The 14,765-nt window shown below is 42.6% G+C and carries 14 protein-coding genes; 8 read left to right on the plus strand and 6 right to left on the minus strand.

Going from position 1 to position 14,765, the window contains the following annotated elements:
- Window positions 1-200: 200 nt before the first annotated feature.
- The 4 genes from GO495_RS15020 to GO495_RS15035 all read left to right on the plus strand — a co-directional run bounded on the left by GO495_RS15020 (window position 201) and on the right by GO495_RS15035 (window position 2,717).
- Window positions 201-587, plus strand: a complete 387-nt coding sequence (locus GO495_RS15020; protein WP_157300515.1) for a hypothetical protein — start codon at window positions 201-203, stop codon at window positions 585-587.
- Window positions 588-702: 115 nt separating this feature from the next.
- The gene (locus GO495_RS15025) at window positions 703-1,284 is read left to right on the plus strand and encodes a Crp/Fnr family transcriptional regulator (RefSeq protein WP_157300516.1); all 582 of its coding nucleotides are present in this window, start codon (window positions 703-705) and stop codon (window positions 1,282-1,284) included.
- Window positions 1,285-1,419: 135 nt separating this feature from the next.
- Window positions 1,420-2,259 (plus strand): MBL fold metallo-hydrolase, encoded by an 840-nt coding sequence (locus GO495_RS15030; protein ID WP_205691266.1) that lies wholly within the window; start codon window positions 1,420-1,422, stop codon window positions 2,257-2,259.
- The gene (locus GO495_RS15035) at window positions 2,253-2,717 is read left to right on the plus strand and encodes a nuclear transport factor 2 family protein (protein ID WP_205691267.1); all 465 of its coding nucleotides are present in this window, start codon (window positions 2,253-2,255) and stop codon (window positions 2,715-2,717) included. The genes GO495_RS15030 and GO495_RS15035 overlap by 7 nt, the downstream gene beginning before the upstream one ends.
- A 3-nt stretch (window positions 2,718-2,720) precedes the next feature.
- Here GO495_RS15035 and GO495_RS15040 read toward each other — a convergent pair whose 3' ends face one another.
- Window positions 2,721-3,479: a class I SAM-dependent methyltransferase gene (locus GO495_RS15040; protein ID WP_157300518.1), complete on the minus strand. Its 759-nt coding sequence runs from the start codon at window positions 3,477-3,479 to the stop codon at window positions 2,721-2,723.
- A 122-nt stretch (window positions 3,480-3,601) separates the two neighbouring features.
- Here GO495_RS15040 and GO495_RS15045 point away from each other — a divergent pair, with 122 nt between their 5' ends.
- Genes GO495_RS15045 through GO495_RS15060 form a run of 4 tightly spaced genes read left to right on the plus strand, consistent with a single transcriptional unit; the run spans window position 3,602 to window position 9,896 of the window.
- Entirely contained in the window at window positions 3,602-4,603 is a 1,002-nt protein-coding gene (locus GO495_RS15045; RefSeq protein ID WP_157300519.1) for a 4-hydroxyproline epimerase, read from the plus strand.
- Between the two features lie 8 nt (window positions 4,604-4,611).
- Entirely contained in the window at window positions 4,612-5,853 is a 1,242-nt protein-coding gene (locus GO495_RS15050) for an NAD(P)/FAD-dependent oxidoreductase (RefSeq protein WP_157300520.1), read from the plus strand.
- A 13-nt stretch (window positions 5,854-5,866) separates the two neighbouring features.
- Window positions 5,867-7,555: a DUF885 family protein gene (locus GO495_RS15055; protein ID WP_157300521.1), complete on the plus strand. Its 1,689-nt coding sequence runs from the start codon at window positions 5,867-5,869 to the stop codon at window positions 7,553-7,555.
- 4 nt (window positions 7,556-7,559) lie between these two features.
- A complete protein-coding gene (locus GO495_RS15060; protein ID WP_157300522.1) occupies window positions 7,560-9,896 on the plus strand; it encodes a glycoside hydrolase family 127 protein in 2,337 nt (778 codons plus the stop codon).
- 188 nt (window positions 9,897-10,084) lie between these two features.
- On the opposite strand, the gene GO495_RS15065 is transcribed toward GO495_RS15060, so the two are convergent.
- From GO495_RS15065 to GO495_RS32090, 5 genes are all read right to left on the minus strand, one after another.
- Window positions 10,085-10,234, minus strand: a complete 150-nt coding sequence (locus GO495_RS15065; protein WP_157300523.1) for a hypothetical protein — start codon at window positions 10,232-10,234, stop codon at window positions 10,085-10,087.
- A gap of 262 nt (window positions 10,235-10,496) precedes the next feature.
- Complete coding sequence (locus GO495_RS15070; RefSeq protein ID WP_157300524.1) at window positions 10,497-10,889, minus strand: DUF3805 domain-containing protein; 393 nt, start codon at window positions 10,887-10,889, stop codon at window positions 10,497-10,499.
- Window positions 10,886-11,692 (minus strand): hypothetical protein, encoded by an 807-nt coding sequence (locus GO495_RS15075; protein WP_157300525.1) that lies wholly within the window; start codon window positions 11,690-11,692, stop codon window positions 10,886-10,888. Before GO495_RS15075 ends, GO495_RS15070 begins: the two co-directional genes overlap by 4 nt.
- Window positions 11,693-12,697: 1,005 nt before the next feature.
- Window positions 12,698-13,081, minus strand: coding sequence for a DUF2750 domain-containing protein (locus GO495_RS15080; RefSeq protein ID WP_157300526.1), 384 nt, complete (start codon window positions 13,079-13,081; stop codon window positions 12,698-12,700).
- Between the two features lie 24 nt (window positions 13,082-13,105).
- The coding region (locus GO495_RS32090; protein ID WP_240915229.1) for a polymorphic toxin type 8 domain-containing protein at window positions 13,106-14,765 on the minus strand (1,660 nt) is incomplete at its 5' end.

Below are 14,765 nucleotides of genomic sequence, written 5' to 3' on the forward strand. Positions count from 1 at the left end.
CTAACAGTGCTTAACTAAATGACATTGATATTGATATAAACACACGAAATGTTTACTTTTTTAAATGAACGGAATGAACAACCTTTTTTCGGGAAAAAAGGTAAATATTTGCTCCCGTTAAAAACAAAAAACATTGTAACCCAACAACAATGTTTGTTTAATCCGATTTCTTCATTTAAAATTATCAATTAATGGAATTCATGAGCCATTTAGAGCAGGTTAACCGCCTGTGGCGGAAAGACAGCCGTATTCTTTTAGAGCATATCAGCCTGTATTATGCTCTTTTCACCTGGTGGTATTGTCACCGGGCCGGAGAAAAGGTAGCGATTTCCAGCGAGAGGATGATGCAGAGAAGTAAGATAAAATCAAAGGAAATGTATGAAGAGACCTTAGAAGAGCTGGACAGTTACGGGTATATTACTTACACACCATCTAAAGGGTTGGGACTGCCCGCAACTATCGCGATTCATTCTTTTGGACTGGAAACAAAGGTAAAAGAGAATACCCTTGAAAAACAAAGAGAATTAATAGCTAAAAGAGTCACCAGAGAGGCCATTTTTGACTGGTTTATCAGGAGCCGTGCCTGATTGCTGTCCCACATTGGAAAGCGCTGAAATTTCAGCGCTTTCTTCCTTTTACCCTTATATATCCTCAAAGAAAAAAACAGAAAAAAAGAAAAGTAATAATATATTTAGCGATCAAATGACGTCCTTTCTCAAACAACATATAAACAAGCACATCTCTATTTCAGACACGGAACTGGAAGAGTTCTGCAATTTGTTCCAACATGAAATTATTAAGAAGAAAAGCTTTTTATTGAGAGATGGCGATGTATGCAGGTTTGAGGGCTTTGTTACCAAAGGACTTTTTCGCGTATATCATATTGACAAAAACGGGGCGGAGCAAATACTTTATTTCGCCATGGAAAATTGGTGGATCACAGATATTGACAGCTTTACGAATGAAAGGCCATCACAACTATTTATCGAAGCATTGGAAGACAGTGAAGTGTTGTTGATCTCAAAAAAAGATAAAGAGTTTGCTTATACAAATTTACCCGCTATAGAGAAGTTATTCAGGGTAATGACCCAAAAAACACATGTTGCCCTGCAAAGACGAATGATCGATAACCTGAGCAAAACGGCTGATCAGCGTTATCTCGACTTTATAGAAAAATATCCCCAACTCCATCAGCGGCTTTCTAACCTTCAGATAGCGGCCTACCTGGGCATCAGTCACGAATTTTTGAGTAAAATAAGAAATAAAATTGCCAGCAAGAGATAAGGCGGATTTCATTTATTGAACTTGTTCAATTTTTTTAGGCATCCGATGATCGCATCTTTGCGTCATCAAAAAGTGCAATAAGAAATGAAACAAATTATTTCAACGGTTTTTTTAACAATTTTAATCTTATTCAAAATGGATGTTCATGCACAAAGTTTCAAGACTATTGAAACAAGCCAGTTGACATTACAGGTTTACAATGCATCAGAGAATAGTTTTGGCGTGGCTTCGGTAATCGTATCGGGAAAAACGGATGCCGTTTTAATTGATGCGCAATTTACCCTGGCAGACGCAGAGAAAGTAGCCCTGGAAATCAAAAATTCAGGTAAAAAGCTAACGGCTATTTATGTTTCTCACAGCGATCCGGATTTTTATTTCGGACTGGAAGTATTCAAAAAATACTTTCCGGAAGTAACCGCTTACGCTTCGCCGGCAACTGTGGCGAACATTATGGCTACTGCTCAGAAAAAGTTAGATGTATGGGGTGAAAGACTAGGTAAAAACATTACGTCAAACGTTGTTTTACCTCAGGTCATCAAAGGGAATAGTATTGATCTGGAAGGGCAGAAATTAGAGATCATTGGGCTGGAAGCATTTCCCGCCAAAACCTTTATCTGGATACCTTCCATTAAAGCCGTGATTGGTGGTATCAACGTTTTTGGCACCACTTTTCACCTCTGGATGGCGGATGCGCAAACAGCGGAAGCACGTAAACAATGGATCAGTGTATTAGACAAAATTGAATCACTGCAACCGGCAATCGTGGTCCCTGCTCACGCGAAGTCTGAAACAGCTTTTGACCTGAGCGCGGTGAAACATACAAAAAGCTATATCCAGTTCTATGAAGAGGCGCTCAAGACCAATAAAACGTCAGAAGCACTGATAGCGGCACTAAAATCAAAATATCCAACATTGACTTTTGAAATTGCTTTGCAGATAGGGGCCAAAGTAAACACAGGAGAAATGAAATGGTAAAATTATCAGCAACCTTCATCCTGGCAGTATTGCTTATACTGTCAGGATGTTCTTTAAGTGAAAAGAGAATGACAAACCTTGATATCATAAAAAGTACTTATGAAGGAAAGACTTCTGAAGAGAATGGTGAAAATCTGGCTAAATATGTGGCTGAAGATATCTCCTGGACAGAAGCCAAAGGTTTTCCTTACGGCGGGACTTATACCGGTTTGGAAAGTATTACCAAAAATGTTTTTAGCAGATTAGGAGGTGAATGGATAGATTATAAATTTACACCGGAAGACTATGTCGCCAACGAAGATAAAGTCGTTGCATACGGTACCTACACCGGTACGTACAAACTTACCGGCAAACCATTTACCGCCAGAGTGGCGCATGTCTGGAAATTGAAGAATGGAAAAATAGTAAGTTTCGAGCAGTTTGTCGACAGTCAACCGGTAAACGATGCCATTAAATAGCCGTTAACCACTTACTTTCCCCATATAAACTTTGGTGATATAGCCAAAGTTTATATGACCGTTTTCTGCATGTTTATCAAAAATAGTCCTTAACCTTTCCAGCATGGGTTCATAATTCGCAGCACCCGGTTTAGGGATATAAGAAGAGGATAACAAACGGCCCTGCACTCCCTCATAATCCAGTAGCTGGTTATTCTCAAACTCCGCTTTCTCCATGGCCGCAGGGGCGAAAAACACGGGTAATGTGCCATCTGAAGCAATATCCCTGTGTCCTACTTCCTGGTAATCTGTCCCAAAATCCTGTAACAACACTTCATAGTCTTTTTCAAAGGGTGTGTTAACCTCCCGGATATTCCAGATCAATACAATGTATCCGGTAGCGATACGCTCAAACTCTGCTTTCGCCAGCAGGGGATTGAACCAGTGAAATGCCTGTCCGGCTACTATCATATCCACACTCTTATCCGGTAGCTGCGTATGCTCCGCTGTTCCGTTTACACTGGTAAACCCAGGGTAATTTTTTAACAACTGTTCTGCCTTGTGCCGCATCGCATCATTTGGCTCCACTCCGTACACTTTATTCCCGTTACGAAGGAACATTTCCGTGGAAATACCTGTCCCTGAGCCGATATCAGCAATCACAAAGGATTCATTAAAGCCAAATTTTTCCTGCAGGTGGGTAATGATTTCTTTCGAGGGATAATTAGGGCGGTACCGTACATAATCTTCCACTCTGTCTGTAAATCTTTGAGTACTGTTCATAACTTAACCGGGTTTACCCCACAATATTACTTTTTTATGTTAATTTATGCACACCATTGATCAATACCTGCACTATTATATTCAGGCCTTACAAGTATTTTTGAAGACAGCAACCAATTTCAATGAAGAAGACATTCTTTTGTATAGATGCACACACCTGCGGTAATCCGGTAAGAGTAGTGGCGGGCGGTGGCCCGGTACTCCAGGGCGCGAACATGAGCGAGAAAAGGAACCATTTCCTGAAAGAATACGACTGGATACGGACCGGACTGATGTTCGAACCCCGTGGCCATGATATGATGAGCGGTAGTATCCTGTACCCGCCTCACGACCCGGCTAATGATGTGGCCGTATTATTTATAGAAACCAGCGGCTGCCTGCCAATGTGCGGTCATGGTACGATCGGTACTATCACCATCGCTATAGAAGAAGGACTGATCACACCTAAAACACCGGGAAAGGTAAGGATGGAAGCGCCGGCCGGACTGGTACTCATCGACTATACACAGGAAGGCAATAAGGTGAAAAGCGTGAAACTCACCAACGTGCCTGCTTACCTGGCAGCTACCGACCTCGTGATTGACTGTCCTGATCTGGGGCCGCTTACCTTAGACGTCTCCTACGGGGGGAACTACTACGCGATTATCGATGTACAGGAGAATTTCCCCGGACTGGAACATTTCTCTGCTTCTCAGCTGATCACCTGGGCCAGGGAGATCAGGAAACGCATTAATGAAAAATACACTTTCGTACACCCGGACAATCCTCATATAAACGGCTGCTCGCATGTCCTCTGGACGGGCGCCGTGATGGACCCCACATCTACAGCCCGTAATGCCGTGTTTTACGGCGATAAAGCGATAGACCGTTCTCCCTGCGGCACAGGAACCTCTGCCCGTATGGCGCAATGGTATGCCAAAGGAAAACTCAAAAAAGGGGATGCCTTCATTCACGAAAGCATTATCGGTTCAAAATTCACCGGTACCATTGAAGAAGAGACCAGTGTTGCCGGACAACCGGCTATTCGCCCGGGTATAGAAGGATGGGCCAGGATATACGGCTATAACACAATTACGATCGATCCCGAAGACGATCCTTATGCATACGGATTACAGGTGATTTAAACGAACATATGAAAGTAGTAATTATTGGAGGAGGGATCATTGGCCTTAGCAGCGCCCTTTACCTCTGGCAGGCAGGATATCACGTAACAGTAGTAGACAGGTCTGAACTCAAAGACGGCTGTTCTTACGGGAATGCAGGGTATATCTGTCCCAGCCATTTTGTACCACTGGCTACTCCCGGTATTGTTAAACAGGGTCTTAAATGGATGCTCAATGCTAAAAGCCCGTTTTACGTACAGCCCAGTCTGAACCGCTCCCTCATCAACTGGGGATGGCAGTTCGTAAAGAGCGCTACCAAAGGACATGTGGAACGCTCTGCAGTGCCATTGAGGGATATTTCCCTGCTGAGTAAACAGCTCTATGAGGAATGGACCAAAGTATTGGATTTCTCCTATGATCCGCAGGGAATGCTGGAACTGTTCAACACAGAAGCCAATGCCCATCATGCAGAAGCTACTATCAAAGAGTCGAAAGCGCTGGGAATAGAAGCCCGTCTGATAGATAAGGCTACGCTGGCAGAGATGGAGCCGGATACGCCTATAAATGCATTAGGCGCTATCTATTTCCCCGGTGATGCACAGCTTTACCCAAATCAGTTGATGAACAACCTGCAGGCTTATTTAAAATTGCAGGGAGTGAAATTTGAGACTGGTCAGGAAGTGACCGGCTTTGTGACAGAGGGGAATAAAGTCAAAGGAATAAAAACAAATACACAGGTGATAGATGCAGACCATATAGTCGTGGCAGGTGGCGTATGGAGCGGTGAACTGGCTAAATTACTGCAACTGAATATCCCGATGGTAGGTGGACGGGGTTACTCCGTTACGCTGGAAAACTCTCCTTATAAAGTAAGACATTCCGTTATCCTCAGCGAAGCGCGTGTGGCTATTTCTCCTATGAATGGCAACAAGATTCGCTTTGGTGGTACGATGGAGATCACGTCTGTGAATACACCGCCACGGATGCAGCGGGTGCAGGGTATCCTGGAATCGGTAAAACGTTATTTCCCTGCTTACGATATTCCTTTGCCGGCACCGGAGAATGTATGGTACGGTTACCGTCCATGCAGCGCCGATGGCTTACCACATATAGGTAATATGCAGCGTTACCCGAATGTAACGATCGCTACCGGGCATTCTATGCTGGGTATCAGCTTAGGCGCAGGTACCGGTAAACTGGTGAGTGAACTCGTGCAAAAAATACAACCATCAATGGATATCAAACCTTTCCATGTAGAAAGATTTGACTAAAAATATACCTGCTATGAAAAGAAGGCTTTTACAGTTGTTATTTATGATGATATTAGGACAGGCAAGCGCCCAGCAGCAGATGACAGACCTGCTGGTACATTACGAGGCCGATAAAGGAAGCCTGAACAGGTTTTATACGATAGATAATTCTCCGGAACGCAGGGAACGTTTAAAAACATTCAACAAAGATTACCTGCAACAGCTGGCTGCTGTTAACTTTGATGCTTTACCTGCCGGCGCCCGTGTGGACTATGTTTTATTAAGAAGAGATTTACAGGAACAACTCCGTGTACTGGATGAAGAAACAAAAGAATATAATCAGTTGGCTCCCTGGTTTCCGTTATCAGATAAGATCTATCTTTCAGAGAAAGAAAGAAGGAGAGGAGAGAAGCAGGATGCACAGGCATTAGCCGCTACTTTCCGTGAAATGGCGTTGTCTTTGAAGGAAAAATCAAAACAATTAACTGCTACCGGCGAACTGGATATTCATCTCCTGCGCAGAGGCGATGCTATTGCAAAAGGCTTGTCTGAAGCATTGCACAGCGTACATACTTTTTATAATGGCTACGATCCTTTATATACCTGGTGGGCGCCTGCTCCTTATAAACAACTGGACAGCGCGCTGAAAAGTTACGAAGCAGTATGGGCGGAGAAAATAAAGACTGCACCGGGCAGTAAGGACGATGGCAGTGGTATTGTAGGGCATCCTATTGGCCGGGATGAACTGATCAGACAGTTACAACTGGAAATGATCCCTTACTCACCTGAAGAGCTGATAGACATTGCCAATAAAGAATTTGCTTTCTGTGATGCTGAAATGCTGAAAGCATCTGAAGAGATGGGCTTTGGAAAGGACTGGCACAAAGCCATGGAGAAGGTAAAGAACAGTTATGTTCCTGCCGGGGACCAGCCGGAAGCCATGATGAAGCTGTATAATGAATCGGTGAGTTTCCTTAAAGAAAATAAACTGGTAACACTGCCACCACTGGCAGAGGAAACCTGGCGTATGATCATGATGACGCCGGAAAGACAGTTAGTGAACCCCTTCTTTACAGGTGGAGAGGAATTCAGTATTTCCTATCCTACCAATGATATGGAAGAAGCGGATAAGATGATGAGCATGAGAGGTAACAACCCTCATTTCTCCAGGGCGACTGTTCACCATGAACTGCTGGCAGGGCACGCCTTACAGGAGTTTATGACCAACCGTTATAAAACGTACCGTCATTTCGAAACACCTTTCTGGATAGAAGGATGGGCGCTGTACTGGGAAATGCTGTTATGGGACAAGAAATTCCCACAGTCGCCCGAAGACCGCATTGGTATGTTATTCTGGAGAATGCACCGTTGCGCACGTATCATCTTCTCACTCAATTATCACCTGGGTAAATGGACACCTCAACAGTGTATAGACTTCCTGGTAGACAGGGTAGGGCATGAGCGCGCCAATGCGATCGGTGAAGTACGCCGTTCCTTTGTAGGTGGCTATAGCCCGCTGTACCAGGTGGCTTACATGATTGGCGGTTTACAATTCATGGCATTAAAAAGAGAACTGGTGGATAGCGGTAAGATGACTTATCAGCAGTACCACGATGCGATATTACAGGAAAACATGCTGCCGGTGGAAATGATCCGGTCCATACTAACGGATAAGCCTATTGCGAAAGATTTCAAAACCACCTGGCGCTTCTACAAATTGTAACGACATGAAAAAACTACTGCTTTTCGCAGCTCTACTGGCTGTGCATGCACCGTCATTCTCACAATCTTATGCCCCTGGCAGGGTTAACCCTAAGATGAAGGTAGCAACTACAGTGCCTCTCTATGCTTACACCTTTAACCTGCAGGATGTAACCATTGCTGATGGCCCTTTCAAAACAGCAATGGAAGCGGATTCCCGCTATCTGCTGCTCATTGAACCAGACAGGCTGCTGGCCGACTTCCGGGAGCATTCCGGACTGAAAGCCAAAGGGGCGCGTTATGGTGGCTGGGAGTCATCCGGACTTGCAGGCCATACCCTCGGGCATTATTTATCTGCCTGTGCTTTGCAGTATGCCGCTACAGGTGATAAACGTTTCCTGGACAAGGTCAACTACATTGTAAAAGAGCTGGGCGAATGTCAGCAAAGCCGTAAAACCGGCTATGTTGGCGCTATTCCAGGAGAAGATACGGTATGGTCCCAGGTAGCAGCAGGGAAGATCCGCTCCCGCGGATTTGATCTGAATGGTGGCTGGTCGCCCTGGTATACAGTCCATAAAATAATGGCCGGATTACTGGATGCATATCTGTATTGTGATAATAAGGAAGCCCTGGCGATAGAAAAGAAGATGGCTGACTGGACAGGCAAGACTATCAACCATCTGCCGGATTCCCTGATACAGAAAATGCTGCTCTGCGAATATGGTGGTATGAATGAAGTGCTGGTAAATACATATGCGATCACCGCTGATAAAAAGTACTTAGACCTCTCCTATAAATTCCATGATGCCCGCATCCTGGATTCCCTGGCAGCACAGTTAGATGTATTACCAGGCAAACATTCAAACACACAAATACCTAAAGTCATCGGCTGTATCCGCCGCTACGAGCTCACCGGTAAAAAGAAAGACAGTGTGATAGCAGGGTTCTTCTGGAACACCGTGACTACACATCATTCTTATGCTCCCGGCGGGAACAGTAACTATGAATACCTCGGTGCACCGGACAAACTGAACGACTACCTGACGGATAATACGATGGAAACCTGTAATACCTACAATATGCTGAAACTTACCCGGCATTTGTTTGAATTACATCCTGATGCACATTTAATGGACTTCTACGAACGTGCTTTAAACAATCATATCCTGGCTTCCCAGAACCACCAGGACGGTATGATGTGTTACTTTGTACCACTGCGTATGGGTACGCGCAAGGAGTTCAGTGATTCCTTTAATACGTTCACCTGCTGTGTAGGCTCCGGTATGGAAAACCATGTAAAATACGGGGAGAGCATTTATTTTGAAGGAGCAGACGGTAGTTTGTACGTAAACCTGTTCATTCCTTCCCGCCTGCAATGGCATCAGAAGAATGCGGTAATAGAACAAAGTGCAGATGGCGATAAGGTAGAGCTGACCGTGAATATAAAAACACCGGCTATTTTCCCTTTACGCATCCGTAAACCCCGTTGGGTACAAAGTGGTATGTTGCTGACCGTAAACGGAAAGGAACAGCCGCTGACACCGGGAGCGGACGGTTATATCAGTATCAGCCGCAAATGGAATAACGGAGATAAAGTGGCCTTTACGTTGCCTAAAAGTATTTATTCCGAAGCTATGCCGGATAACCCCGGCAGGATCGCTTTTTTCTACGGCCCAACCATACTGGCAGGCATAGTAGGGGATAAAGAACCGGAAGGTATTCCTGTGCTGGTATCAGCAGATAAAAATGCGGCGGACTGGATAAAGAAAGATGATAATAAGATGGTATTTCATACCAGCAAGGTTGGACTGCCAAACGACATTACACTCATTCCATTTAATGCGGTGCAGAAAGAATACTATAGCGTTTACTGGGATGCATTCAGTCCGGAAGGCTGGGCTACCCAACAGGAAAAATACGCTGCTGATAAGAAAAGACAGCAGCAGATAGAGGCCAGCACAGTGGATATGTTACGTGTAGGAGAGATGCAGCCGGAAAGGGACCACAATTTTACAGGAGATAAAACCAATACAGGAGAAGACCATAACCGTAAATGGAGAGTAGCAGAAGAGGACGGGTATTTGTCTTTCACGATGAAAACAGATCCTGCCGCTGTCAACAGCCTGCTTTGTACTTACTGGGGGATGGATAACCGTTATCGCAAGTTTGATATACTGGTAGATGGGGTTAAAGTAGCTACAGAAGACCTGAACAAGTATAAAGAGAGTAAGTTCTATGAACTGGTATACCCTATTCCGGCAGAACTGACCAAGGGTAAAAAACAGGTAACTATTACCATGAAAGGAGCCCCGCACAATAGTGCAGGTCCTGTATACGGGACTATAAGGATGATGAAAGAATAGTGTATTTTGTACAAAACATAATAGGCTCCGGAGGAGCCTCGTGTTTGTAGTAAATATGTATATTCTCTTTAATAGACTCCGCCAGGAGTTCCCTTCTAAAGATGAAGAAGGGGGCTCCTGGCGGAGTTTTTGTTTTGTTGTTTAGTGTGTCTCTACAAACACGGGGCTCTGTTAGCCTTTCTCTTCTGCTATGATGGATTCATCTTTTCAACATCCCATCCATCATATAAACCCACTTCGCAATAATCAGCCAATTCATTAAAGGCAAGATTTCTTTTATGCAATTTTTCAGTGACATATAATCTCCAACCACCGTTATTGAGTGTTGCCTTTATCATTGTTCCCTTTCTAATTTTCTTGTTTCTTGGTATTATTTTTAGTAACCTGTCATAAAAGACATCCCACGCTGGTTGATAAAACCGATCTGGAACTGGATAAAGCCACTTTAAAACGACAGGAAGATATTAACGCATTACCCTATGAGGCCCAAGAGTATATATTCAACCATATTGATATAATGATTCTGGATTTTAAAAATAAAAAGACGTATAGCCATAAATGATAAGAGTCCCACCGATTGGTGAGGCTCTTATCCTCTTTTTAGAGGGCGTTCATTATTTCATCAACAATTTTTTCTTCTTTACCATAATCCTCTTTTTCACAATTGTAAGAGGCAAATACTAACATATTATCCTTTATAAAAAGCCAATATTTCCAATATCTTACTCCATCTTCATCTAACAAATAATTAGTACAAGCATAAAGATCATTTACTGATATAACAAACTTATTATGCTTATCACTTACATAATCTTCCAATTCATCTTTTAAAGATATATTTTGGGAGTTAGATGCGTAATAGATCGAAAATTGTATCGAGCCAACTCCATTTATAGGATCATACAACGATATGACATTTTTATCTTGTTCAATCTGCCAGCTATTAGGATATGTAAAAATTATGTTTGTTTCATTGTAATGTTGTTTTTTCATGGCTTCTTATATTGCTTTGGATCATAATAAATTACTCTGCCGTTATTTCCCGTTGCTCTTTCATATTTAGGTAATTGCCTTGCTCCTTGCGCTTTACCACTAGGTGTGTTAGGCTTTAACTCAACAGGATGACCACTCGGGGTTACTGCATCTGGCTTGACCGTTTTTCCGGTAGCTGGATCTATTAAAAAAGGTTCAACAGCCCATCCTTTAGCAGCAGCTTTTTTGGAAAAATCAGCATGGGCTTCTTTCCCTGCATTTACAGCTGCTGCAACTTTAGGGTTAGCTGTTCCTTTTCCAATGCTGGCTGTATTTTCTACCATTTCACTCCCTCTTCCTGCGCCTCTTATTGCACTAACAGCCTTCCCTACGCCTTCGGTCGCGGCTACGACTGTAACTTCAGCAGCCGTTTTCCCTATAATCTTGCCTGCTCCATATGTCCCTTCATTCACAACTGTCCGAACATTATCTGCTGCATTATATGCTGATCTTAAGGCCCCAAATGGATCTGCTGCATTAAGTGCAATATTTTGGGCAGAAAAGCCACTCACTATGGTTTCTACAGGATGGGTAACCGCATCAGCGATATTGATAAAATATCCTGTAAAGCCATCCTTTACGCCCTGGATTAATCCAGGAGGATCACCCGGTTCATCCCCTAAAAAGTCACTATACCTTATGGGATTATCATAATTAGAAACATAAGGGCTCCACATTTCCATATCCTCGATCTTCGGATCAAGTTGATACCATCTACCACCAGTTTGATCAAGAATGCGGTAATAAGCATCATACTCATTCAAATCAAAGTCACTATTAAGCTCTATGCCATTATACTTCTTTTTATTCTCCGGATAATTCGCACCTTTTAAAGCTTTAGACGATATCCCCGCTATGGAGCCTCCAAAAGGATAATAATTACCGTCTTCCTTTTACAATCTTCAAAGAACTACTAATGCCCTAAAAATAACGGTTTCTTTTTTTTCAATTGAATAAAAAAAACCTTATCCCAGACTGATCTCGACAAACAGATCAGCACCTCTGGTAATGTCATCGGCAGATATGAGAGGGATATCATCACCCATCCATTGATGTAATTATTAAAATGGTAGTGGGATTTTGAGTGTCGATAATATACTGCTAAATTGATTTTCATCAAGCAAGACATTTTCATCTAAACCCGGTGCCAATCCTTTAATGTTCTCTTTCATGTTACTTGCTAATGTTAAAGTAATAAAACAACAATAAAAAAGCAAGGCCGGTCTAAAAAGACCGGCCTAAAAATCTCATTTAATAATTTTATCGCACGGGTATATTTTTCAACATATAAAACTGTTTATTCTTACTTACCCATGTTATAAGTATTATATTTTAGGAGCCAGGCAAGCCTCCTTGTAATCCCACTTGCCGGCTGACAAACCTAATTCAAGATATTCCTTTATTGGACTATACGACAGCGTTTCTGGAACATCTATTGATATATAGCTATCAATATGACTGCCCTTCCAGTCGCAACCCAAATCAACCAAATGAATTATAAATAAATAATTGAGATTTTAATTATTAGGTGTAAAACGAGACGCACCTGAGGGATGATAACAAATAATGCTATCATCCCTATTTTTTAAATATCCTTGTTATTGCCAATACTAGCTATTTCAATATCCATGTCCTTTTTTAATATTCTGCCATATCCAAACATTCTGCATTATAATTTTATACTTACAATAGAACCTTCAGTTATTTTTTGCTTTTTCATATTCTTTTTGAGGCAATTCAAGAACATAAACAGCAGTTAACTATACTGTTTAAAGATATTGTTCCTGTTCTCTTAGAATAGCTGACTTGAGTTCCTGTGGTGGAATTATTATATTTTCTTTCAATTCTGGGAAATAAAATACTGCAACTAATCTATTATCTTTTTCCATTCCTGGCAGCCATTTGTCCAAAAAATCCTGTAAACTAATTGCCTGTGGTCTAAATCCTCTCCATTCCTCTGAAATGCACCTTTCCGCAAAATTCTCTTCTGGCCAAAATGGCATTACAACCGCGTTTTCTTGACTACCTAAAACAGCCCATCCATCATTATTCAATCCCCATATTTGTTCAAAGTCAACTATCTTATTGACAAAATAACTAAAGCGTTCTTCTTTTGATAGCTTTATAATGTTTTGTACTTTATGGTTATTCATAACTTTAATTGTTATTTATTCAAATTAATATCCATGAACTTTATGTTCTAATTTATGTAATTCTGCCGTTTGCAATTTTGCATCTTGGTAGCTATTCCCATCTTTAGCCCTTTTTCCATGAGGATGTGCCAGTTCATATCCTCGTGTTTTAGAATTTCTTGAATTGCCGGGTAGTCTTAAAGTTTGTCTATTACCATTCTCAACATGTCTCATTTCATTTTTTAACCAGCCCCTATTGGCACTACTTTGGTTAGGATCGTTCGCTAGTTCTTTAAGCCTTTGCTGTTTTCCTTCTCTTCCTTTTGCAAAAACATAATTGGGAGGAGCAGGTGTATTAGCAGGTGCATTCACCCTACCAGCTATTGGATAAGGTAATTCAGTAGCTGTTGGTGCATTAATTTTACCAACAGCTGGAGCTGGTGCCGCTGTAGGTTCATACGCACCGGGATGCATTATCTGGTCAGGTATGAACATTATACTTCCATTCGAACCAGGAGCGCCAAGCTGCGACCAATCTGGTTTAGATAGACTTATTGCAATCGCACCCCCAACAATTGCAGCCCCAACTGCGTGCGCTTCATCTATAATTGCCGGACCTTCATCTACCATCTGCTGCAATGCTTGCACTGGCCCCTGTAAAATCGGCTTACCCGGCCCACCATTGCCATCAGGCTCATCTCCTAAAAAGTCACTATACCTGATCGGATTATCATAGTTAGACACATAAGGACTCCACATTTCCATTTCATCAATCTTCGGGTCTATTTGCCACCACCTCGGTACTTGTGGATCTAGTGTCCTGTAAAACGCATCATAAGTATCCAGGTCCAGTGCATCGGTGAACTCTATCCCGTTATACTTCTTTCTGTTTTCCGGGTATAATGATCCTTTCAAAGCATGGTTACTAATCCCCCCCATCGCCAGACCAAATGGATAATAATGTGTCTCTTCCAGCAGGGGACCTGTATTATGGGTAACAATCAAATTATCAAAGAACACATCCTGGGCACTCTCATTGCTTGTATAAATATACAGAAATCCTGTTTTCTTTATTGGGGTCTTATTTAGTACTAATGCAACCAATGAATCAATCGGCCCTTGTACCTGACGCACACCTGAGTTCTCGTCTACGAGGTTGAACTGGTCGTCAAACAGTGCGAAGTTGAGGTAGGCTTTGGGTTTGCCAGATAGGTTTTGTAAGGAATCCTTTGATTTAAGGCCGTCGTAAACACCGCTGGTAAGCATGTTAACAGGAGCTGTTCCACCGGTACCACTATGCACCCCATCTGTAATTCCCCCTCCACTAAATGCCTGCAAAATAGAGGTGACCATACTGGAAGAGGTCGTATACGGAGTACTGGCCCCTGCATTCTTATACAAGGCTTTTACGGCGATGGTGATACTATCTCCTGCCATTACCCGCAGGACTAGCGATGGCCCTATCTTCTGACCATTGGAAGCATTTAACTTTGCTACATAGGCATTGGGATTAGTGGTATTATCGGTCGGATACCCGGTAGGTTTGGCGGTACGTGTATTATCGATATTAGAAAACAAGGCGTTCTCAACTGCACTCGCTGCTGTTTCCATTGTGGCCACATACAGGGCTGTATCGGTTTGAGTGCCTAATACCATCCGCACATTGCCCAAATGATCTTTTACAAAGTAATCATAGACATAACCG

It is taken from the genome of Chitinophaga oryziterrae (genome assembly GCF_009758125.1).
In the GTDB taxonomy this organism is placed as follows: Bacteria; Bacteroidota; Bacteroidia; order Chitinophagales; family Chitinophagaceae; genus Chitinophaga; species Chitinophaga oryziterrae.

Bases quoted from the DNA above. Each gene is read 5' to 3' on its own strand.
- GO495_RS15040 (WP_157300518.1), bottom strand. From the start codon at position 3,479: ATGAACAGTACTCAAAGATTTACAGACAGAGTGGAAGATTATGTACGG.
- GO495_RS15080 (WP_157300526.1), bottom strand. From the start codon at position 13,081: ATGAATAACCATAAAGTACAAAACATTATAAAGCTATCAAAAGAAGAA.
- GO495_RS15055 (WP_157300521.1), top strand. From the start codon at position 5,867: ATGAAAAGAAGGCTTTTACAGTTGTTATTTATGATGATATTAGGACAG.
- GO495_RS15025 (WP_157300516.1), top strand. From the start codon at position 703: ATGACGTCCTTTCTCAAACAACATATAAACAAGCACATCTCTATTTCA.
- GO495_RS15045 (WP_157300519.1), top strand. From the start codon at position 3,602: ATGAAGAAGACATTCTTTTGTATAGATGCACACACCTGCGGTAATCCG.
- GO495_RS15070 (WP_157300524.1), bottom strand. From the start codon at position 10,889: ATGAAAAAACAACATTACAATGAAACAAACATAATTTTTACATATCCT.
- GO495_RS15020 (WP_157300515.1), top strand. From the start codon at position 201: ATGAGCCATTTAGAGCAGGTTAACCGCCTGTGGCGGAAAGACAGCCGT.
- GO495_RS15050 (WP_157300520.1), top strand. From the start codon at position 4,612: ATGAAAGTAGTAATTATTGGAGGAGGGATCATTGGCCTTAGCAGCGCC.
- GO495_RS15060 (WP_157300522.1), top strand. From the start codon at position 7,560: ATGAAAAAACTACTGCTTTTCGCAGCTCTACTGGCTGTGCATGCACCG.
- GO495_RS15030 (WP_205691266.1), top strand. From the start codon at position 1,420: ATGGATGTTCATGCACAAAGTTTCAAGACTATTGAAACAAGCCAGTTG.
- GO495_RS15065 (WP_157300523.1), bottom strand. From the start codon at position 10,234: ATGATAAAGGCAACACTCAATAACGGTGGTTGGAGATTATATGTCACT.
- GO495_RS15035 (WP_205691267.1), top strand. From the start codon at position 2,253: ATGGTAAAATTATCAGCAACCTTCATCCTGGCAGTATTGCTTATACTG.